Source organism: Paraburkholderia sp. NPDC080076 (genome assembly GCF_050281145.1).
Classification (GTDB): domain Bacteria; phylum Pseudomonadota; class Gammaproteobacteria; order Burkholderiales; family Burkholderiaceae; genus Paraburkholderia.
This window is the reverse complement of record NZ_JBNNWQ010000017.1, coordinates 75,211-95,513: the sequence shown is the minus strand read 5'-3', so window position 1 is coordinate 95,513 and position 20,303 is coordinate 75,211. Positions and strand designations below refer to the sequence as shown.

General features: G+C 58.9%; 24 protein-coding genes. 19 read left to right on the top strand and 5 right to left on the bottom strand.

Features of this window, described 5'->3' with window-relative positions; translation table 11 throughout:
- The first annotated feature begins 32 nt into the window (after positions 1-32).
- The 8 genes from ACQKRQ_RS39975 (at position 33) to ACQKRQ_RS39940 (ending at position 7,145) form a co-directional block, all read left to right on the top strand.
- Positions 33-905, top strand: a complete 873-nt coding sequence (locus ACQKRQ_RS39975; RefSeq protein WP_427483221.1) for a pirin family protein — start codon at positions 33-35, stop codon at positions 903-905.
- Positions 906-961: 56 nt separating this feature from the next.
- A complete protein-coding gene (locus ACQKRQ_RS39970) occupies positions 962-1,387 on the top strand; it encodes a DoxX family protein (RefSeq protein WP_427483259.1) in 426 nt (141 codons plus the stop codon).
- A 95-nt stretch (positions 1,388-1,482) separates the two neighbouring features.
- Positions 1,483-2,082, top strand: a complete 600-nt coding sequence (gene wrbA, locus ACQKRQ_RS39965) for an NAD(P)H:quinone oxidoreductase (RefSeq protein WP_427483220.1) — start codon at positions 1,483-1,485, stop codon at positions 2,080-2,082.
- Between the two features lie 156 nt (positions 2,083-2,238).
- A complete protein-coding gene (locus ACQKRQ_RS39960; protein WP_132374076.1) occupies positions 2,239-2,682 on the top strand; it encodes an ester cyclase in 444 nt (147 codons plus the stop codon).
- Positions 2,683-2,787: 105 nt separating this feature from the next.
- Positions 2,788-3,558 (top strand): SDR family NAD(P)-dependent oxidoreductase, encoded by a 771-nt coding sequence (locus ACQKRQ_RS39955; RefSeq protein WP_427483218.1) that lies wholly within the window; start codon positions 2,788-2,790, stop codon positions 3,556-3,558.
- A gap of 48 nt (positions 3,559-3,606) precedes the next feature.
- Positions 3,607-4,533, top strand: a complete 927-nt coding sequence (locus tag ACQKRQ_RS39950; RefSeq protein WP_427483216.1) for an NADP-dependent oxidoreductase — start codon at positions 3,607-3,609, stop codon at positions 4,531-4,533.
- Between the two features lie 146 nt (positions 4,534-4,679).
- Entirely contained in the window at positions 4,680-5,588 is a 909-nt protein-coding gene (locus tag ACQKRQ_RS39945) for a LysR family transcriptional regulator (protein WP_427483214.1), read from the top strand.
- Between the two features lie 486 nt (positions 5,589-6,074).
- Positions 6,075-7,145 carry a porin gene (locus tag ACQKRQ_RS39940; RefSeq protein WP_427483212.1) on the top strand — a complete coding sequence of 357 codons (1,071 nt, stop codon included), beginning with the start codon at positions 6,075-6,077 and terminating at the stop codon, positions 7,143-7,145.
- Here the strand turns inward: ACQKRQ_RS39940 and ACQKRQ_RS39935 are convergent.
- Positions 7,142-7,516, bottom strand: coding sequence for a hypothetical protein (locus ACQKRQ_RS39935; protein ID WP_427483261.1), 375 nt, complete (start codon positions 7,514-7,516; stop codon positions 7,142-7,144). The two genes, ACQKRQ_RS39940 and ACQKRQ_RS39935, sit on opposite strands and share 4 nt — an antisense overlap.
- On the opposite strand from ACQKRQ_RS39935, the gene ACQKRQ_RS39930 reads away from it, so the two are divergent.
- A complete protein-coding gene (locus ACQKRQ_RS39930) occupies positions 7,491-7,673 on the top strand; it encodes a BON domain-containing protein (protein ID WP_427483257.1) in 183 nt (60 codons plus the stop codon). The two genes, ACQKRQ_RS39935 and ACQKRQ_RS39930, sit on opposite strands and share 26 nt — an antisense overlap.
- Before the next feature lie 59 nt (positions 7,674-7,732).
- Here ACQKRQ_RS39930 and ACQKRQ_RS39925 read toward each other — a convergent pair whose 3' ends face one another.
- Positions 7,733-8,035 carry a DUF4148 domain-containing protein gene (locus ACQKRQ_RS39925; RefSeq protein ID WP_427483211.1) on the bottom strand — a complete coding sequence of 101 codons (303 nt, stop codon included), beginning with the start codon at positions 8,033-8,035 and terminating at the stop codon, positions 7,733-7,735.
- Between the two features lie 341 nt (positions 8,036-8,376).
- Here ACQKRQ_RS39925 and ACQKRQ_RS39920 point away from each other — a divergent pair, with 341 nt between their 5' ends.
- Genes ACQKRQ_RS39920 through gtdA form a run of 3 tightly spaced genes read left to right on the top strand, consistent with a single transcriptional unit; the run spans position 8,377 to position 10,986 of the window.
- Positions 8,377-8,634 carry a hypothetical protein gene (locus tag ACQKRQ_RS39920; protein WP_427483209.1) on the top strand — a complete coding sequence of 86 codons (258 nt, stop codon included), beginning with the start codon at positions 8,377-8,379 and terminating at the stop codon, positions 8,632-8,634.
- Positions 8,631-9,941, top strand: coding sequence for an MFS transporter (locus ACQKRQ_RS39915; RefSeq protein ID WP_427483207.1), 1,311 nt, complete (start codon positions 8,631-8,633; stop codon positions 9,939-9,941). Before ACQKRQ_RS39920 ends, ACQKRQ_RS39915 begins: the two co-directional genes overlap by 4 nt.
- Complete coding sequence (gtdA, locus tag ACQKRQ_RS39910; protein ID WP_427483206.1) at positions 9,922-10,986, top strand: gentisate 1,2-dioxygenase; 1,065 nt, start codon at positions 9,922-9,924, stop codon at positions 10,984-10,986. Before ACQKRQ_RS39915 ends, gtdA begins: the two co-directional genes overlap by 20 nt.
- 74 nt (positions 10,987-11,060) lie before the next feature.
- Here the strand turns inward: gtdA and ACQKRQ_RS39905 are convergent, their stop codons facing one another.
- From ACQKRQ_RS39905 to ACQKRQ_RS39895, 3 genes are all read right to left on the bottom strand, one after another.
- Positions 11,061-11,327 carry a hypothetical protein gene (locus tag ACQKRQ_RS39905; protein ID WP_427483204.1) on the bottom strand — a complete coding sequence of 89 codons (267 nt, stop codon included), beginning with the start codon at positions 11,325-11,327 and terminating at the stop codon, positions 11,061-11,063.
- Between the two features lie 221 nt (positions 11,328-11,548).
- On the bottom strand, positions 11,549-12,328 hold the full coding sequence (locus tag ACQKRQ_RS39900; RefSeq protein WP_427483255.1) for an alpha/beta fold hydrolase: 780 nt from the start codon (positions 12,326-12,328) through the stop codon (positions 11,549-11,551).
- Between the two features lie 100 nt (positions 12,329-12,428).
- The gene (locus ACQKRQ_RS39895) at positions 12,429-13,079 is read right to left on the bottom strand and encodes an FMN-dependent NADH-azoreductase (protein WP_427483202.1); all 651 of its coding nucleotides are present in this window, start codon (positions 13,077-13,079) and stop codon (positions 12,429-12,431) included.
- A 113-nt stretch (positions 13,080-13,192) separates the two neighbouring features.
- On the opposite strand from ACQKRQ_RS39895, the gene ACQKRQ_RS39890 reads away from it, so the two are divergent.
- The 7 genes from ACQKRQ_RS39890 (at position 13,193) to ACQKRQ_RS39860 (ending at position 20,261) form a co-directional block, all read left to right on the top strand.
- Complete coding sequence (locus ACQKRQ_RS39890; protein ID WP_408176008.1) at positions 13,193-14,044, top strand: LysR substrate-binding domain-containing protein; 852 nt, start codon at positions 13,193-13,195, stop codon at positions 14,042-14,044.
- Positions 14,045-14,268: 224 nt separating this feature from the next.
- Positions 14,269-14,979 carry an SDR family NAD(P)-dependent oxidoreductase gene (locus tag ACQKRQ_RS39885; RefSeq protein ID WP_427483200.1) on the top strand — a complete coding sequence of 237 codons (711 nt, stop codon included), beginning with the start codon at positions 14,269-14,271 and terminating at the stop codon, positions 14,977-14,979.
- 59 nt (positions 14,980-15,038) lie between these two features.
- The gene (locus ACQKRQ_RS39880) at positions 15,039-15,464 is read left to right on the top strand and encodes an organic hydroperoxide resistance protein (protein ID WP_132374088.1); all 426 of its coding nucleotides are present in this window, start codon (positions 15,039-15,041) and stop codon (positions 15,462-15,464) included.
- Between the two features lie 202 nt (positions 15,465-15,666).
- On the top strand, positions 15,667-16,296 hold the full coding sequence (locus tag ACQKRQ_RS39875) for a TetR/AcrR family transcriptional regulator (protein ID WP_427483198.1): 630 nt from the start codon (positions 15,667-15,669) through the stop codon (positions 16,294-16,296).
- Between the two features lie 87 nt (positions 16,297-16,383).
- On the top strand, positions 16,384-18,048 hold the full coding sequence (locus tag ACQKRQ_RS39870; RefSeq protein ID WP_427483196.1) for a GMC family oxidoreductase: 1,665 nt from the start codon (positions 16,384-16,386) through the stop codon (positions 18,046-18,048).
- A gap of 23 nt (positions 18,049-18,071) precedes the next feature.
- Positions 18,072-19,328, top strand: coding sequence for a CaiB/BaiF CoA transferase family protein (locus tag ACQKRQ_RS39865; RefSeq protein WP_427483194.1), 1,257 nt, complete (start codon positions 18,072-18,074; stop codon positions 19,326-19,328).
- Positions 19,329-19,358: 30 nt separating this feature from the next.
- The gene (locus ACQKRQ_RS39860) at positions 19,359-20,261 is read left to right on the top strand and encodes an enoyl-CoA hydratase-related protein (RefSeq protein ID WP_427483193.1); all 903 of its coding nucleotides are present in this window, start codon (positions 19,359-19,361) and stop codon (positions 20,259-20,261) included.
- Positions 20,262-20,303: the final 42 nt, after the last annotated feature.

The window sequence follows — 20,303 nt, the reverse complement described above, 5'->3', positions numbered from 1 at the left end:
TTCGGTCATGTCATCCTCAAAAGGAAATTGTCATGGCGAATGTGTCTGATCTACTGGAAGCGGACAATCCCGTTGTCCGGCCGGCTAGTCCTCCGCGCGCTATTGTGGCGCGTACTCAGGGGCGCCGCCACGGGCCGGTCACGCGCATCGTCAGTCCCGCCGAACTGGGCGAACTGATCAAGCCGTTCGTGTTCCTGGACTACTTCGATTTCACGCCGTCGAGCGACGCACTGTTTCCAATGCATCCGCATTCGGGTATCGCGACGATCACGGTCCTGCTCTCTGGCAACCTGAGCTACGAAGACACAACGGGCGCGTCGGGCGTGTTGTCCGCGGGCAGCGTTGAATGGATGAACGCGGGCAACGGCATCTGGCACGACGCCAGTCCCGCGGACCTCGAGCGCTTTCATGGTTACCAGATGTGGGTGGCGTTGCGGCGCGAAGTCGAGAATGGGGAACCGCAAACCCAATATCTTCCCGCGCAGGCCATCCCGCGTGTCGGTCCTGCACGCGTCATTCTCGGCAGCTACAGGGGCACGCACAGCCCGGTATTGTCTCCTGATGGAATCAACTATCTGCATGTACGGCTCAGGGCAGGCGAGCAATGGCGTTATGTGCCGCCCGCAGGACATACCGTGGCCTGGACCCATGTGCATCGGGGCGCGCTTTGCGTCGCCGGTGAGCGTCTGCGTAGCGAGCTCGCGGTCTTCACCGAGTCCGAAGACGCTCTCGACTTCACCGCGGACACCGACTCCGAATTCATTTTCGCGTCAGCAGTAAAACACCCGCATGACCTGGTGCTCGGCTACTACTCGGTGCACACATCAGAGGCCGCGCTGCAAGCGGGAGAAGCCCAGATCGCACGAATTGGTGAACAGCTTCGATTTCGCGGCCGCATCCGGTAGTCACCCAAACAGTCCCCTTGGCATTCCTCTCTTTTTTTAAACTTAAGGCACTCGTTATGAACTCAACCTCTGCAAATTCTTACCCGACTCTTCCGCTGATTGGGCGCATCCTCATCGCTGCCATCTTTCTCGTGAGCGGCCTTGGCAAACTCGCAGCGCCGGGAGCGACCATCGGCTACATCGGGTCGCTGGGATTGCCAGTGCCGCTACTCGGCTATCTCGGCTCGATGGCGCTTGAGCTGGTTGGCAGCGTTCTGCTGATCGTCGGCTATCGGACGAGACTCGTTGCCGTGCTGCTGGCCGTGTATTCGATCATTACCGCACTCATTTTCCACCACGCGCTTGGCGACCAGAACCAGATGTTCCACTTTCTCAAGAACGTCGCGATGGCCGGCGGTTTGATTCAGGTCGCGGCTTATGGTGCAGGCGCATTCAGCTTTGATAACCGTCGCGAACTGCCGGTGGCGGGTACCGCACAGTAACGACGCTCGGGGCGGCCCTGGGTCGTCGCGGTAATACATCTGTAGCACCCCTGCGGCGCCATGACGGTCCGCTTCATCACCCAAAGGAGATTGCGATGGCCAAGGTACTGGTTCTCTACTATTCGTCGTACGGACATATCGAGCAGATGGCTGAGGCCGTCGCGCAAGGCGCCCGCAGTGCGGGCGCGCAGGTCGACGTCAAGCGCGTACCGGAAACGGTGCCTGAGGAGGTCGCCAAAGGCGCGCATTTCAAGCTCGACCAGGCCGCTCCGATCGCAACCGTCGTCGACCTCGAGAACTACGACGCGATCGTTGTGGGTACCGGCACCCGTTATGGTCGCATGTCGTCCCAGATGGCCGCGTTCCTCGATCAGACCGGTGGTTTGTGGATGCGTGGGGCACTTAACGGCAAGGTTGGTGGCGCCTTCGCGTCGACTGCCACCCAGCACGGCGGGCAGGAAACCACGCTTTTTTCGATCATCACGAACCTGATGCATCTCGGCATGGTTATCGTCGGCCTGCCTTATAGCCATCAGGGGCAGATGAACATGAGCGAGATCGTCGGCGGCGCGCCTTATGGCGCAACCACCGTCGCTTCCGGCGACGGGTCGCGTCAGCCGAGTGAAATAGATCTGGCCGGCGCACGCCACCAAGGCGAACTGGTGGCGAAGACGGCGGCGAAGCTGTTCGGCTAACGCCTTTCCTGGCAAGTCTTTGAGTGAGCCACGCATTATCGCCCAGATGCTGGTGGTCGACGGAAAGATGACCATCTATGGCCTCGAGTTGCCGTGACCGGCCCCTGGAATGGTGGACTGAAAAACACTCGCATTTCAACTGTTCTGGAGCATCACATGACCCGTAGCAACCCAAGCGAAGAAGCAAAGGCTGTAGTTCGCCGCAATACCGAAGAGGTACAAGGCGGCGGTAACTTCGACGTATTCGAAGAACTGTTCGCGGACGATTTCGTCGACCACACGCCACAGCCGAACTGCACGCCAGATAAGGACGGCGCACGCGGTCTCTACCACGCGCTGCGTGCCGCGTTCCCCGACTTCCACGCGAATATCCATTGGCAGGTTGCCGACGGCGATCTGGTGACAACCTACAAGACGTATCACGGCACACACGAAGGCACGTTCCTCGGCGTGCCGCCCACGGGTCGAAAGATCCATTTTGAAACAGTCGACGCGATGCGCGTGCGCAACGGAAAGATCGCGGAGCACTGGGGTGTCGCCAACCTTTTCTCGGTGATGCAGCAACTCGGTGCTTTCCCTGCAGGCGAGGCGAAAGCGTGAAGAACCGGCTATGCCTACGCAGCGTCGTCGTGACACCCGCTACGCACCGCTAGACCGTCGGTTCATTACATACAGCTAAGTTAGCGTATTTATAAGGATGCCAAATTGAGCGATATTCTTAAGGACAAGATCGTGCTGGTCACCGGTGCGGCCAGTGGAATTGGCCGGGCCATTGCGATTAGTGCGGCGCGGCATGGAGCGAAGGCAGTGATCGTCTCAGACGTCACTGAGACTCCGCACGAGGGCGGCAGACCGACCGCCGCCGAGATTGAAGAACTGGGTGTGCGCACGCGGTTTCAGCGCACTGACGTGACGCAGCACGCGGAAGTGGACGCGCTGGTCGATGCGTCGGCTGAGTTCGGCGGAGTCGACGTGATGGTTTGCAACGCCGGCATCACGCTGCGCGAGGACGGTCCCGAGGTCGCCGAAAGCGACTACCGGAGGCTAATGGCGGTCAATCTCGACGGCGTGCTTTTCGGTGCGCAAGCGGCGGCGCGTCAGATGAAGGCGCGCGGCAAGCCAGGCAGCATCGTGTTGATGGCGAGCATGGGCGGTATCGCGGGCGCAGGAATGACGGTCGCTTACTCCACCAGCAAGGGTGGCGTCGTGCTGATGGCGAAGGCTCTCGCAGATGCACTCGGGCCTGACGGTATCCGCGTCAACGCGGTTTGCCCCGGCACGATCGACACGCATTTGCTGCGCACCAATCCCGGCATTGCCGCAGCCTCGGAAGGCTTTCGGCAACGCACTCCGCTGCGCCGTCTCGGGAAGCCGTCCGAAATTGGCGACGCCGTTGCGTGGCTCGGTTCGGACATGTCGAGCTATGTCACCGGCATTGCGTTGCTTGTTGATGGCGGCCTGCTCTCGGTCATCTGATACGTCACCGCGACTGTACATGTACGGTCGTTTAATCAGGAGTTACCTATGAAAGCTATACGTGCCTACGCCTATGGCGGGCCCGAACGTTTGACGCTGGAAGATATCCCTGACCCCGTCCCGGGCGAGGGCGAAGTGTTGATCGACGTCGCGGCGAGCGGCGTCAACCCGGTCGATTGGAAAATTCTGGAGGGCAGGATGAAAGCCTTCCTGCCGCTGCCACTGCCTTATACACCGGGCGTCGAAGTGTCGGGAAAGATTTCTGCGCTGGGTGCTGGGGTCAAGGACTTCGTTGTGGGAGACGAAGTCTTCGGTTTCATCGGTATCGTCGGCGGCTATGCCACCAAAGTGGTTGCCTCTGCTGAACGCCTGGCGTCGGTGCCGAAAAAGCTCTCGCTGCTTGAAGCGGCAGCGGTGCCAGCGGCCGCGTTGACGGCATGGCAGGCGTTGCACGAGCACGCCGGTGTCAAGCCGGGTCAGCGCGTGCTGATTCACGGCGCCGCGGGCGGAGTAGGCAGCATGGCGGTGCAGTTGGCCAGAATCGCCGGCGCGGAGGTAATCGGAACAGCGTCGTCCAGCAATCTCGAGTACGTCAGACAGCTGGGTGCGATGCAGGTCGTCGACTATCGAAGCGAGAGCTTCGAAGAGAGCGTGTCGTCCGTGGACATCGTTCTGGATCTGGTTGGCGGCGAAACGCAGGATCGTTCCTGGTCGTTGTTAAAAGCTGGCGGCATCCTGGTGTCGCCGGTCAGCCCGCCAGACGCCGAGCGTGCCAGGTCAAGAGGTGTGGTAGGGAAGCATTTCGCCACCCGATCCGACGGCAAGCAGCTGGCTGCGCTCGCAGCACACTTTGACTCCGGCGAAATCATGGTCGACGTCGAGACGGTCTTTCTGCTGTCGCGTGCCGCCGATGCCTTGCAAAAGAACCTGACCGGTCATGCGCGCGGCAAGCTCGTGCTCGACGCGGCTCGCTAATCCCGCTTGGCCGCTCTACGGAAGCACGGCTGCCGTCAATTGCCCGGCGGGCCGCCGTCTATTGGCCACGGTTCATCTCGTGGGGAAAGCGCCTGAAAGCGCGGACCTTCGATGGGACTTTCGCAACCTTATGTCGCTCTCTCATCATGGACCTGCGTAGACTTCGGTATTTCACGGCGGTTGCCGAAGAGCTGCATTTCGGCCGGGCCGCACAGCGTATGCACGTCGTGCAGTCAGCGGTGAGCCATCAGGTGAAACTGCTTGAAGAAGAGCTCGGATTTTCGCTGCTGGAGCGTTCACGCCACAACGTCAGGCTCACGGTTCCCGGCGAGATATTTTTACCTGAAGCACGCGATCTGCTGCGTCGGGCCGATGAAGCGATGCGCCGCGCCCGTGAGTCGGCCGATGGTACGGTCGGGCGGCTGGCGATCGGCTTCGTTGATAACGTACTGTGGTCCATACTGCCGCCGATACTCCGAGACTTTCGCCAGCGGTGGCCACAGGTCGAATTGACGCTGCATCCGCTCGATCGAAGCGCGCAAATCGAGGCGATTCGGACGTCAGCCATCGATATAGGGATCATGCCCTCGCCGTCGCCAGGCCATGCTCTCAAGTCTGCAGAACTTGCCACGGGCCCTTTGGTGGCGGCCATCCCGCAGGGTCATCCGCTCGCCGCACGGCCGACGCTTTCAATCGTCGAACTAGCGAACGAGTCGTTTGTTCTGTTTCCCCGCAGAATGAACAGCCGGATTCTGGAAATCATCGTTGCGTGCTGCGCTTCGGCCGGGTTTGCGCCTCGGATCGTCCAGGAGGCCGAACAGCTTCACACTCTGCTCGCGCTCGTTAGCGCGGGTCTGGGCGTTACGCTGGTGCCTCAGTGGGTTGCGCGGGTCCAGCAACCCGACGTCGTCTACATTCCTCTTGACGAACTGCTCACGCCTTATGAGCTGATCGTCGCGTGGAACTCCAACACGGACAATCCGGCGGTCGCGAACTTTCGTGAGATCTCAGCCGGAATCGCCGGTCAGATGCTTCTCCAACCACAGGACCGATAGATCGTATCGGCTCTTTCTCCGAATTTTGAACGCGGGTGATTAGCTATCGAGATCGCGTAGTTATTTTTAATCGTTAGACAGCGATCACCGCAACCCCGATAGTTTGCAGCAATGCGAAACGCAAACACGGAGGCAACAAAGTTCTGAAGCCTCCCCACGATTGACGCTTCGGTTCTGGCTTGAACCATCGGCGACAAAACAATCTGAAACCCTTAGATACCGGCATCTTGCAATGTTGGGGGGAATTCTTACGCCCGAATTTGAAGAATGTGGCGATGGTGTGCCTAAGTCACCAAGCAGGAGCGTAACTGATCAAATTTTCCTTTGAGAAAAATATATTTCTAAATCGGTAGTGATACTAAATAAAAATTTGACCACAGCTTCCGCGCAACGGAGAGAGTTCCCGCTAAAAAACGAAATACACGGGGATGCAAAGAGTTTCGAAATGGCAATTCTAAACGGAGGGGACTTTTGATGAAGAGGCAGATGTTCACCGGCCTGGTGGCCGGGACGTTTGCGGTTTGTGTGCATGCCGAATCGAGTGTAACGCTCTATGGCATTCTCGACACCGCAATCGAGTTCACCAACCATTGGCCAGTCAATCCCGGCCAGTCGGGGACGAGTGGTAATCGCTGGTCAATGGCCGATGGGGCTCGCTCGGGTGGCTCACGCTGGGGTCTGACTGGCAATGAGGACCTCGGTGGCGGTCTGAAGGCGGAATTCCAGGTGGAAAGCGGGTTTCTTGTTCCAAACGGCGCTCTGATGCAGGAATTTTTTGGCCGTAGCGCGTGGGTAGGTCTGACATCGCCGAAGGCTGGCACGCTTCGCTTTGGTCGGCAATATACATCGCTCGTGGATGCGCTTTACCCGTCGTCGCCGACGGACCTCTCGGGAACTTACGAGCCGGTCGTTGCGGAAGTGGGCTCCAATCTTTGGGAGAGCAATGTTGTCAAATACAAAAACTCTTTCGGACCAGTGACGCTGACGGGGCACTACTCCTTTAGCAATCTTGCAGGGCAGTTCTCGAATGGTTCGGGTTACGGCGGTGCAGCCGCATACGATAACGGCACACTCTCCGTAAGCTTGGGATATGACAACCTTCATCGTTCTGAGGGGATTGGCAGTAACTATGCGCGGTTCGAAAAGGCGGCTATCGGTATTACCTATTCGACCGCCGCGCTCAAGTTCATGGGGGGATACCGGTACGGAAAGAACGATCCGCTCGCCGGGTACGCCGCACGCGACGATTACTTCTGGGTGGCTACGCGCTACCTGTTCGCGGTCGACAAGATACTGACCCTTGCGTACTACTACGACCGCATTCAGACGGCAACCGGAGCGAATGGCGAGGTGACGAGGCCGGCCAGCCCGCAGCAGATTATGGCCATCGGCGATTACCTGCTATCGAAGCGCACCGACTTGTACGTCGTGGTCGGGTATTCGCGTCACTCAGCGCTTAACTTCGACTCGTACAACGGCACGTCTGCAGCCTACCGGACGGCGTCCGCCGACAGCAGTCAGACCGGTGTGCAGATCGGTGTACGGCATTCGTTCTAAGGCGAAAAGACTTCTGACCGTGCGCTTGACGAATGGCGATCTGGATCGAGAAAGCGCTGCTGTGGCAGTGCCATCCCTAATGGACAGTACCGCCATTTGACTCGCGAGTTGCTGGATGAATCCAGGCAGGTCTCAAACATCTCCAACAAAGTGAAAAGGGAAATGAGAGCAATCGTACGATTTGGATTGGTGGCCGCGTTGTCAGCCGCCATCGCACCGTTGGCGGCATTTGCACAGGACGGTAACAACAGTGCGGCGGTCGCGTCGGCGGCTGCGGGCAGCGCATCGAGCGCAAAATCGATCAGGGCCGCTAATCGCAAGCTCGCCAAAAATGTGCGAACTGCAATGGCGAAGGCAAAGGGGATCGACATGACACAGTTGTTCGTCTACGCGAAAGCTGGCGCGATAACGTTGTCTGGTTCTGTGCCGAAGAGTGATCAGGTGGATCGCGCTGGAGAGATCGCCAGGAGCGTGCCTGGCGTCTCTTCAGTCGACAACCGGCTCAGTGTATATGCGATAGAGCGGTGATCGAAAACCGGCCGTTGCTTGGCGTGCAACGGCCGTGGCCTTAAATGTCCGTAGTCCGACTATTGGGCGTCCGCCGAGACTCCCGGCTGGCCAGATTGCGATGAGCCGCTGGTCGACGAACCATAGTTGCTGGATGTTGCTTGCACAGCGACTTTCTGCTGGGCGACCTGAGCCTCCGCAGCCTGAAGGTTCGCGGGGTAGTAAGGACCGGTGGAGGCGCCCTTAAAACCGGCGGCCTCGAGTTGACCGAGTTCTGCACGCACCTGAGCACGTGTGACAGGCGGCGAAGATTGCTGGGCGAAGGACAGAACCGGAACGGCCAGAGCAGATGCGGCGATTAGCAGGTTGATTAAGGGTTTCATGGAGGCCGTCTTGATGTTTTGGTTTAGCGCCGTAGACGTCCGTGTCTGCAGTCAGTGATCGTAGTGTAATAGGGGTTACCACTACCGCGCATCACTTCTTGCCGGGAAAGATCGTTGCGGTTTCGACGCAAATCGAACGTCCCCGATAGGCCAATCCGGATCCTATGTGTCAAACGGATATTAAAGATAGTTCGCATTACATAATTAGGATAGGGAGTGCGAGTTCAACCCGTTTGACTGGTAATCACTTATCGAGATCAGGCGGTCGATTTTTATCGTTGGACAGTGATCACGGCCGCGTCGATAGTTGGTAGCAGCACAAAATCGAGTAGGAGACGAAGATGATCGATGTACTTTCGGCGGCGCGCATAGCCGCTTACGCATATCAGAAGGGCGAGTCCAAGTTCGCGAGCCGCTTTGACGGGATCTTGTGCGAAGTGGATCGCCAGTCATCGCGTGTTGTTGATCCGGCGTCAGGCGATCCCAACTATAGGAGCGCATCGGGCAGATTCGACGCTGTTGTTGCCGACAAGTTGCTTCACGCGCAAATGCCGGCGTTCGTACGTGCGATGCCGTCCAACCAGAAGGACTTCCAATGAACATCACCCCTCCGCTGGCGCCCTCAACGGTAGCGCAGTCTCATGCTGAGTCGTCGAAAAGCTATGAATGGAAGGCTGTCACGCTGATGGCTCTCGGCATGGGCCTGGTCGGCATAGACCGCTTCCTGATTGTGCCGTTGATGCCGGTACTGATGCGCGATTTGAAGCTCGACTATCAGGACCTTGGGCATATCACGGGAGCATTGGCGCTCGCATGGGGCTTGTCTGCACTGCTGACAGGCAATCTCTCGGACAGGATCGGCTTCAAGAGAGTCATCGTGCCGGCAATGGTCGGATTTTCGTTGCTGGCAGGTCTCGGTGGCCTGGCGACGGGGGTTGGCAGCCTGATTGCCATCCGGGCTTTCATGGGGGTTGCCGAGGGTGCCTTCACGCCCGCTAGCATCATTGCAACGATGGATGCGTCGCCGCCGAGCCGGCACGGCCGCAACGTCGGGATCCAGCAAATGATGCCGGCTCTGCTCGGGCTTGGTCTCACCCCGATCGTGGTGACGCAACTTCTCAAGGTGATGAGCTGGCCTTGGATTTTCCTGCTTGTAGCATTTCCGGGTCTCGTTGTAGCGTTCCTCGCGCAACGGGTATTGCGCCGACCGACGCCGACTGAAATTGCGAAGCACACGGCGACGCACGATACTGGCCAGCATCGCTGGTATGAGGTATTTCGCTATCGCAATGTACCGCTTGGCATCATCTGCATGCTGTGCTGGCTCGCTTGCCAGATCGTCATTGCTGCGCTGTTCCCCAATTATCTCGTGGACTATCTGCATCTCGACATGCAGCAGATGGGTTTCATTCTTTCGTCGCTAGGCTTCGGCGGGGCGATCGGCGCTCTCGTGCTGCCGGCCCTTTCAGACCGCGTCGGCCGCAAGCCCGTCATGCTGTTTTCAACGGCGGGCGTATTTCTGTCGCTGTGGATTTTCCTGCGAACGGGGGCGGCGCCGGTCCCGTTGTTCATCTGCCTGATGATCGCGATGGGTTGTCTGTACAGCCTGATCACGCTGACCGTCGGTCCGGTCGCGGCGGAAGCCGTGCCGGTCCAGTTGATGTCCACGGCATCGGGCATGATCATCGGTATTGGTGAGGTCTTTGGCGGTGGTGTGGCACCTGCGTATGCCGGTTATCTGGCCAAGCATTTCGGCATCGAGCATGCGGTGACCATGCCGCTTTGGACAATCTGCGCTGGAGCCGTTGCAGTCGCGGCGTTGAAGGAAACAGCTCCTGCGCGGATTTTCAATAAACGCGGAATTGAGCCGGAAGAGAACGAGGGAAATGATGCCCGCCAACTCTGAAAAGATGAGTGTGATAGCGACGCGGGAGCGCGAGGCTTTCTATGAACGGATCGGCCAGAAGAACCTCGCGCCGCTATGGACGTCGCTGAATGAATTGATTACGCCCGAACCACGGAGCAAATGCGTGCCGGCTCACTGGCGTTTCGCGGACGTCCGCGCGGCCATGATGGAGGCGGGCGACATCATCACCGCAAAAGAAGCCGAGCGGCGCGTGCTCGTGCTAGAGAACCCCGGCCTGCGTGGTGAATCGAAGATCACAACCGATCTGTATGCGGGGGTGCAATTGGTCCTTCCCGGTGAGGTCGCACCCGCGCACCGTCACGCGCAGACGGCGCTTCGTTTTGTGATGGAAGGCGGTGGCGCTCACACATCGGTGAATGGCGAACGCACAATGATGAACGAAGGGGATTTCATCATCACGCCGCCGATGGCGTGGCACGATCATGGCAATGAAAGCGACAGCCCGATTTTCTGGCTGGATGGGCTGGACATACCGGTGGTGAAGTTTGTGAACGCGTCGTTTGCCGAGCATCTCGGGGAGGACGAGCAATCGATTACGCGCCCCGTCGGCGACAGTGACGTCCGCTATGGGGCCAATCTGCTTCCGGTAGACCATCGTCCTGGCGGCGGAACCTCGCCGATCTTCAACTATCCCTATACACGGACACGCGAAGCGCTTGAGCGGATGCGCCGCGCGAACGCGTGGGATCCCTGTCATGGGTTGAAGATGAGATACGTCAACCCAAACAACGGAAAGTATGCGATGGCGACGATGGCTACCTTCATGCAGTTGCTGCCCAAAGGGTTTTCGACGGAGGCGTATCGTTCAACTGATGCGACAGTCTTTGTGCCTATCGAAGGGCGGGGCCGCAGTCGGATTGGACATGACATCTCCGTGGAGTGGAGCAAGCGGGATATCTTTGTCGTCCCGTCCTGGCATCACGTGCGGCACGAAGCAGACGAGGACAGCGTCTTGTTCTCTTTTTCCGACCGGCCCATCCAGGAGGCGCTTTATCTGTTCAGAGAGGAAAGGGGCGCAGCCTGAATCGCCTCAGGCGAGAGTGAGTCGCGACGCGACAATGCCAGGCGTTTGTTAGCGATGCAGCTAGACCCGCCCTGCTAAAGATCGGCGGCGGGTAGCTCTACCCGCTCCCCAGTCGCTGGCAACGTTTTTTGCTGGACTGCCTGCAATATTCGCAGTCTGCCGAGTTCGAAAGCGAGCGTCAGTTGCCTCGGAGTCTCGCTCGCAGCTCCGAGCTTTTCACGAACCGTTTCGGCAGGCAAGGCAAAGGCACAATATCCCCAGCCGAAGCCATAGGCAGAAAACCACATTGCCGCGTCGCGGGAAATGATAGGTGAGGTTAGGGCGGTACCGGGATGGTCCATGACAATATCCGTCATTTCGACAAGAGGAGCTTTATTCTCGCTTCGGAGGAGCCTTTTGCGCTGGCGCTTTTCCCAGAAGGATCTCTTGCACCGGATGTTGGGCAGGCGACACCGGACATACAGGAGGCCGGAACATATCAAAGCCGGAGTCATATGTCTGGTGCCCACCGCGAACCCTCTACAGATCTGTCGGCTGATTTCCCGCCGACGGGCGCATCCCGCTACTTAACCTCGCGTGCCGCCGAAATAATTGCAGCAGCGACCTCTTGAGGTTTCGACAGCATCGGTACGTGACTCGCATCGACATTGACGGCCGTCGCACCGATCTGTTTCGCCAATTTCATCTGAAAGTCGGTAGGGACTATACGGTCCTTCATCGAGACAACATACCAGGACGGCTTGTCATGCCACGCGGCGTGACCAATCTTTTCGGCGAGACAGCCCGAATACCACGGCCCCTGCGTCGCAGCGAGCAGAAGCGCTTGCGCGTGGGAGACATCGGGCGCGAAGTCTTCGACCATCGCCTTATCGGACAGCGTCAGGAAACCCGCGGCGTCCTTGTGCAGCTCGCCCGCCCACGAAGGCGCCGGCAGCTCTTTCTGAATGTCGTTGGCCGATTGTTCGCTGTCGGGTGCAAACGCTGCAACGTACACGAGGGCTTTGACCTTGTCGTTGTTACCCGCCTGCGTGATGACGGAGCCGGCCCACGAGTGGCCAACCAGCACCACAGGACCGTTTTGCCGGTCTATCGCGCGGGTCGTTGCCGAAACGTCATCGCCCAGTGATGTCAGTGGGTTTTGCACGGACGTCACGTGGAGGCCTTTTGCTTCGAGGAGAGGAATGACTTTATTCCAGCTCGAGCCATCCGCGAAAGCGCCGTGTACCAGGACAACGTTCATGCCTGCAAGATCAGGATCGGACGCGGCCTGCGCAGTGGTGGCGGATATCAGACCAGCGGCAACGACGAGTAACGACAAGCCTTGCTTGATCAGCGTATTCAAAATGGTGCCTCGTAAAAAAGTAAGAATGGAGGCGGCGTTACGTAGTCGAGCATCACCCTGCTTCATGCGAGGTGATGCGCCACATGCGCCGCGCAATATTTCATTTGCCGACTGAAACGGAGACCGCCCGCGCAAGCGCCATTGCCTGCCCGCGTGCAGCCTGTCTTGCCGCGTAATCGACTTCGGGGCCAAGGAGTGTTTTCTCGACCACAATCGATTTAACGTCGCTCACGCCGACGGATCGCAGCCACGCTTCCATGAACGGCCGCTGAAAATCGAACGAATGAGCGGGTGTGTTCGAGCCCACTGAATAGTCGAGGCCCCTCGCATAAATGACCACCGCCTTCTTGTCTTTCAGCAAGCCCTGTAGCCCACGCTCATCGAACGAGAACAGGATGCCGCGCTGCGACACGACGTCGATGAAATGCTTGAGCTTGTAGGGAATGGAAAAATTCCATAGCGGCACGGAGAACAGCAACGTATCCGCGTCGTGCAATCGCTGCGCGAGTTCCCGGATGTTCGTCCACGCCTGCTGCTGGTTTTCGCTGGGCGGTGTGCCGCTCAGGTCCGCATATTTGGCATCGAGCGCGTCGCCGTCGAACTCCGGCATCTCCACCGACCACAGATCCAGCACGTCGATCCGATGATCCCGATGAGCGTCGCGATAAGCGTCCAGATACGCGCGTGCGACGTCGAGGGAGGCAGACCGCTTCTTACGTGGCGACGATTCGATATGCAGCAAGGTAGGCATGGGACTACTCCATCTGGGTTGGGAGTCGCCATCACAACATATTTCGATTCAAAATATAAACGAAGTATCATCGCCATATTCAGTTCGGTTTGCACTATATAAGCGAGGACCCCATGTTCGATACCGTCCTGCTGCGATCCTTCGTGGCCGTGGTCCAGGAGGGCGGCTTCACGCTCGCCGCCGCCCGTCTCAATCTGACGCAGTCTGCCGTCAGCGCGCATCTGCGGCGTCTGGAAAAACAGACCGGCCGCGATCTGCTCGCGCGCACCACGCGCTCAGTCACGCTCACGGCCGACGGTGAACTGCTGCTGGGCTACGCGCGGGCGATCCTCGCACTCAATCATGATGCGCAGGCGCAGCTCTCGCGCGCACCGAGCGAGGGCGCGATCCGTGTTGGCCTTTCCGAAGACCTCGCCAACGTCAGGTTGATGAACGTCATGCAGACGTTCGCGGTGCGCTACCCGCGCATTGCGTTTAGCGTCAGGGTCGGCATTCCTGGCGAACTGCTGCACGCAATGGATCAGGCCGAATTGGACTTGGTGATTGGCGGTCGCTGCGAGGGCGCCCGTTCTGGACGTGTGCTCTGGCGCGAGCCACTCGTGTGGGCTGGCGCGGAATGGGCGTCGCTTACGCCTGGCGCTCCGGTGCCGCTTGCGGTGCTGCCAGAACCGTGTCCGTATCGTGAGGCTGCACTGGCCGCGCTTGCCCGCGCGGGCATCGACTACCGGATTGCGCTGGTGTGTTCGAGCGGCGCCGGTCTGTGCGCCGCGGCGCAGGCCGGCTTTGCGGTGACGCCGGTCGTGCAGACGCAACTCGTACACGGCTTGCACGTAGTCCCGCCTGATGCAGGCTTGCCTTCACTGCCTGATGTCGAGTTCACGATTTTCACTGCGGCGGGTGCAGCCGCGCCCGTCGCCGACGAATTGGGAAACGCCATCGCGCTGGCATTCGCGAATAAGGGATGACGCGTAGCGAGCGCCGGGTGATCTGTCAAAGACCGAGAATCGAAACTTCCTCGGTCCACGCTAACCCCATGAATCATGGGGCCGCGACCGGATTTGTTCCGCGCACGAAAAATAGTTTGTCCATGGCGGGTATTTGCTCGAAGCATAAATACACCTAGATTAGGCACGCATCGGAGCCGCCGGCCCGGTGGGCAAGAGAGCCCAATCCAAACTTCGAGGTTTGAATGAGCGCATCGCAAAAGGTCGTAGTTGTGACGGGTGCATCGCAAGGTATTGGTGCAGAGACCGTCAAAGCATTCCGCAAGCTGGACTATCGCATCGTCGCAACGGCACGCAGCATCAAGCCGTCGGACGACCCCGGCATTCTGACGGTGGCGGGTGACATCGCTGAACCGGCGACGGCGCATCGCGTCATTACGGAAGGTGTGGCGCGCTTCGGCCGCATCGACACGCTGATCAACAACGCCGGCATCTTCATCGCAAAGCCGTTCGCGGGTTATACCGCTGAAGACTACGCTGCGATGACGGGTGTAAATCTGAACGGTTTCTTTTACATCACGCAGTTGGCGATCGCTGAAATGGAGAAGAACAGAAGCGGCCATGTGGTCAGTATCACGACCAGTCTCGTCGATCATGCCATCGACGGTGTGCCGTCGGTGCTGGCGTCGCTGACGAAAGGCGGTCTGAACGCGGCCACGAAGTCGCTTGCAATCGAATACGCGAAGCGCGGCATCCGCGCGAACGCGGTTGCACCCGGCATCATGAAGTCGCCGATGCATGCGCCCGAAACGCACGCGGCACTCGGCGCACTCCACCCGGTGGGCCACATGGGCGAGATGAGCGATATCGTGAACGCGATCCTGTATCTGGACGCGGCACCGTTCGTGACGGGCGAGATTCTGCACGTGGACGGCGGTCAGAGCGCGGGTCACTGAAGGATCGTCGGGCGCTACGGGTTGCGCCCGTTAACTGACTTATCGATAAGGAGTTGGCAATGTCGATCGAAAATGTTCTCTACCGTGCTCACGCAGAGGCTACTGGAGGCCGCGAAGGGCGCGCCGTGGCGCCTGAAAGTGGACTGGACCTGAAGCTGACGAGACCGAAGGGATTGGGCGGAAAGGGCGAGAAGGGCACAAACCCCGAAGAGCTTTTTGCGGCCGGTTATAGCGCATGCTTCATCGGTGCGATGCAATTCGTTGCTGCGCGCGACAAAATTGCTATCCCTGCTGATGTGTCGGTGAACGGAATTGTGGGCATCGGACCGATCCCCAATGGCTTCGGCATCGAAGTCGAGTTGAAGATATCGTTGCCGGGCATGGCACGCGAAGCGGCTCAGGATTTCATCAACAGGGCCCATATTGTGTGCCCTTATTCGAACGCAACGCGGAACAACATAGACGTGACGCTTACGCTCGTCTAAGCCGCAATTGTGTTCGATGATCTTCGGAACGCCCTGGCGATTGACGGCCTGCAGGACCGTTGATTCCGGTGTACCTCGCGCCGGGCAGTCTTGAGTCGAGGTGCGACGTCTTTAGAGAGAAAAGCCGGGTGCGGTTGCCCAGCGTATCGCAACGCGCGCTATTGCCTTGCATTTCGTAGGCGAGCGGTCTAATATCGGTGGCATGGATACGTATACCGCACCGCGCCGCAGAGGGCGCCCGCCGAAAGAACTTGCAGGCTATAGCGAAACCCGAGAACTTCTCGTGCGCGCTGGAGTCGTGGCGCTCACGGAAAAAGGCTTCTCTGCAACCGGACTCGACGAAATCTTGCGCAGCGTGAACGTGCCAAAGGGCTCGTTCTATCACTACTTCGGGAGCAAGGAAGCGTTCGGCCTCGAATTGATCGACCGCTACGCGATGTATTTCGCGAGGAAGCTCGATCAGTTCCTCACGGACGAATCTATATCGCCCCTGAAGCGCTTGCAGGATTTCGTCTCGGACGCAGAGGCAGGGATGGGGCGTTACGGCTTTCGGCGTGGGTGTCTCGTGGGCAATCTCGGACAAGAAATGGCCGTACTCCCGGAAGCTCATCGTGTACGGCTGCGCGAGGTTTTTGCCGATTGGGAAGCCCGCACAACGAAGTGCCTGATGGAAGCGCAGGCTGCGGGCGAGATTGCGGAAGGGGCCGATTGCTCGCAACTTGCCGCATTTTTTTGGATAGGCTGGGAGGGCGCGGTGTTGAGGGCGAAGCTCGAAGGCGGGCCTGAAGCGTTGCGTACTTTTACGAACGTTTTTTTCGCTGCGCTCGGTTAGGCGGCTTTTTTTTCTGTTTTTATAGACGATCGGTCTAATTTAAATGGGCAGCGCTGGAAACCGCTCGTGTGGACAAATAGGATGCACATGCAAAGTACGACATTTGACTTTATTGTGATTGGCGCCGGCTCCGCGGGCAGCCTGCTCGCGAATCGTCTGAGCGCTGACAAAACCAGAAATGTCCTTCTGGTCGAGGCGGGCGGCACCGATGACTACATGTGGATCCATATCCCTGTCGGCTATCTATATTGCGTCGACAATCCGCGCACGGACTGGCAATTCCGCACTGAGCCGGACAAAGGCCTCAACGGCCGGCAGATTCTTTATCCACGTGGCAAAACGTTGGGTGGTTGCTCCAGTATCAACGGGATGATCTACATGCGTGGCCAGGCTCGCGATTACGATCATTGGGCGGACCTGACGGGCGATCCGGAATGGAACTGGAGCAACTCATTGAAGGACTTCAAGACTCACGAAGACTTCTACAAACTCGATCCGAAGCAACGTGACCTGCTGAACAGCAGTGTCGACGCCATCGCAAAGGCTCACGGAAGCGGCGGCGAGTGGCGTGTCGAAAGGCAGCGTCTCAAGTGGGAAATCCTCGATGCGTTCGCCAAAGCGGCGGAGCAGGCGGGCATTCCTATCATCGACGATTTCAACACTGGTGATAATTTCGGCGTCAGCTATTTCGACGTCACGCAGAAAGACGGCTGGCGCTGGAATACCTCGAAGGCGTTCCTGCGTCCGATCAAACACCGGCCGAATCTCACGACGTGGACCAACTCCCATGTGAAGAAGCTCAGGATCGACCGTGACAAAAACGGTGTGCTGCGTTGTACCGGCGTGGAACTTGTCCGCGATGGCGAACTCGTGTCGGTGAGCGCCGCGCGCGAAGTGGTGCTCAGCGCCGGTGCGATCGGTTCGCCGCATATTCTGCAGCACTCGGGCATTGGGCCGGCGTCTCTGTTGAAAAAACACGGCATCGATATTGTCCAGCACACACCGGGCGTCGGTGCGAACTTGCAGGATCACCTTCAGATTCGCGCGGTCTACCAGGTTGAAAACTGCGAGACACTGAACGTTCTTGCGTCGAGCATGGTCGGCAAGGCGAAGATCGGCCTCGAATATGCGCTGCACCGCTCGGGTCCGATGAGCATGGCACCCTCTCAGCTCGGGGCCTTTACCCGGAGCGATCCGTCGAGGAAGCACGCCAACATCGAGTATCACGTGCAGCCGCTGAGTCTCGACGCTTTCGGGCAACCGCTGCACACATTCCCGGCGTTCACCGCCAGTGTGGCCAATGTGAACCCCACAAGCCGGGGCACGGTGCATATCAGGAGCGGCAACTTCGAGGATGCGCCGGCCATTGCGCCGAATTACCTCAGCACGGAAGACGATCGCAAAGTCGCCGTCGACAGCCTCCGCTTGACGCGACGCATCGCGAGCCAGGCTGCGCTCGCGAAATACAGGCCGCAAGAGTACAAGCCGGGTCCGCAGTACGAATCGGATGCTGAACTCACGAAACTGGCCGGTGACATCGCCACCACGATCTTCCACCCCGTGGGTACTGTGCAGATGGGCACGTTCGCGGATCCGAATGTTGTCGTCGACAGCCATCTTCGCGTGCGCGGCGTTGCGGGACTTCGGGTGGTGGACGCGAGCGTGATGCCCACGATCACCAGCGGCAATACGAGCGCTCCTACGATGATGATCGCAGAGAAAGCTTCGCGCTGGATTCAGCAGGGCGTTTGACTCTATTCAACCAGGAATTGGCTATGACTGAGAACAAAACCGGGGTGAAGAAGCGCTTACCCCTTGAAGGAATCACGGTGATCGATTTCTCGCGTGTGCTGTCAGGACCGTACTGCGCGATGACGCTTGCTGACCTCGGAGCACGCGTCATCAAAATAGAGCGTGTGGGCACGGGAGACGACACTCGGGCGTTCGGTCCGTTCATCGACGACGAATCGGCGTACTTCATGTGCTTCAACCGCGGAAAGGAGAGCATTGCACTCGACTTCAAGTCTCCGCGTGACCGCGAACTGCTCGGCCGATTGCTGGACAAGGCCGACGTGGTGGTCGAAAACTTCCGGCCCGGGGTGATGGATCGGCTCGGCTACGGCGCAGAGCAATTGGCGAGGACGCATCCGCACATCGTCTACGCATCGATTTCGGGCTTTGGTCACACCGGCCCGTTCAAGGATCTGCCCGGTTACGACACCGTCGTGCAGGCTATGGGCGGAGTCATGAGTTTGACGGGGTGGCCCGACAGTCAGCCCGCGCGAGTTGGCACAGCCTTCGGAGACCTCGGTGCAGCACTATTCGCGGTGATAGGCATCCTCGCGGGGCTCTACAAGCGCTCCAGAGATGCACAAGGCACGCACGTGGACATTGCGATGCTGGATTGCCAGGCCGCGTTGATGGAAACGGCGTTTGCCCGGTTTGATGTCGAAAAGAAGGTGCCTACGAGGACTGGCGACGCCCACCCGTCACTCGCACCGTTCGAAAGCTTTGCTGCCCAGGATGGTCGATTCATCATCGCCGCAGGCAACGATCAGCTTTTTCTTTTGATGACAGACGCCCTGGGCGTACCGGAAGTGGCCTTCGCCCCGTTGTTCCTGACGAACGATCTTCGCGTGCAAAACCGGCCCGCCATGATCGAGGCCATTGAGCGGGTAACCCGCTCCGGACCGGTCAGTGTCTGGCTCGACAAGCTGAACGAGGCTGGCGTGCCCTGTGCTCCGATCAACACGATCGACAAGGTCATCGATCATCCGCAACTTCAGGCGCGCAATATGTTCATCCACGTCCAGGGTAAGTCCGAGCGTAAAGTGAAAACCGCCGGTAATCCGATCAAGATGAATACCTCACCCGACGAGGACGTCACGGTGGTCAGGAGAGCGCCGGCAGTGGACGAGCATCGCGAAGCGATTCTGGCTGAATTGATGGCTTCGTCGGGCGCCTACACGTCGCAGGCTGAATCCGAATCAGGCGTCGATGAAATGAAGCGTTCCACGAGCCTTGCTGCATGACGCCGCAATTTTCAACTGACAGGTGAATATATGAAGACCGACGTTTCAGCAGTACAGGAAGCATCCGCCAAGCAAACCAAGATGCAAGTAATCGAACCGAACGTGGGACCTACTGCCGCGGGCGCGAATGCAGATGCCGCGGGAGCGGCGTCGGAAAACGGTGTGTACGAAACCATCAAGATCGATCGAAGGGAGCGCGTCGGCCTGATCACGCTCTACCGTCCGAAGAACCTCAACGCGCTCAATGTTCAGATGTCGCGCGAGGTGCTCGCGGCGCTTACTGCGTTCGATCAGGACGATGGAATCGGCGCGATCGTGATAACAGGCAATGCGCGCGCATTTGCAGCCGGGGCGGACATCGAGGAAATGGTCGACAAGTCCTTCGCCGACTGGCACACCAAAGACCTGTTCGCCGAATGGGATCGCATTCGAACCATTTCAAAGCCGGTCATCGCGGCTGTTGGCGGCTACGCACTCGGCGGCGGTTGCGAACTGGCGATGGCCTGCGATTTCATCATTGCGGCCCATGATGCCCAATTCGGCCAACCGGAGATCAAACTTGGGATTCCGCCTGGTATTGGCGGTTCGCAGCGCTTGACACGTGCCGTCGGAAAGTCGCTTGCGATGGATCTGATTCTTACTGGCCGGAATTTGGCCGCTAATGAGGCATTTGCAGCCGGCCTCGTTGCGCGCGTTGTTCCGTCGGCCGATTTGCTGCAAACCGCGCTCGAGACAGCGCATACCATCGCCGGTTATAACCTGCCTGCCGTACGGCTTGCCAAGGAGGCGGTCAATCGTGCATTCGAGACACCGCTGAGCGAAGGTGTGCTGCACGAGCGTCGGCTTTTTCAGGCCGCCTTCGCGACCGAAGGTCAAAAGGAAGGCATGTACGCGTTCCTGGCCAAGCGCGCTCCTGTCTTCCGCCATCGATAAGCCACTACTTATCGTCAGTAATGGGCAGAGCGCGACGCAAAT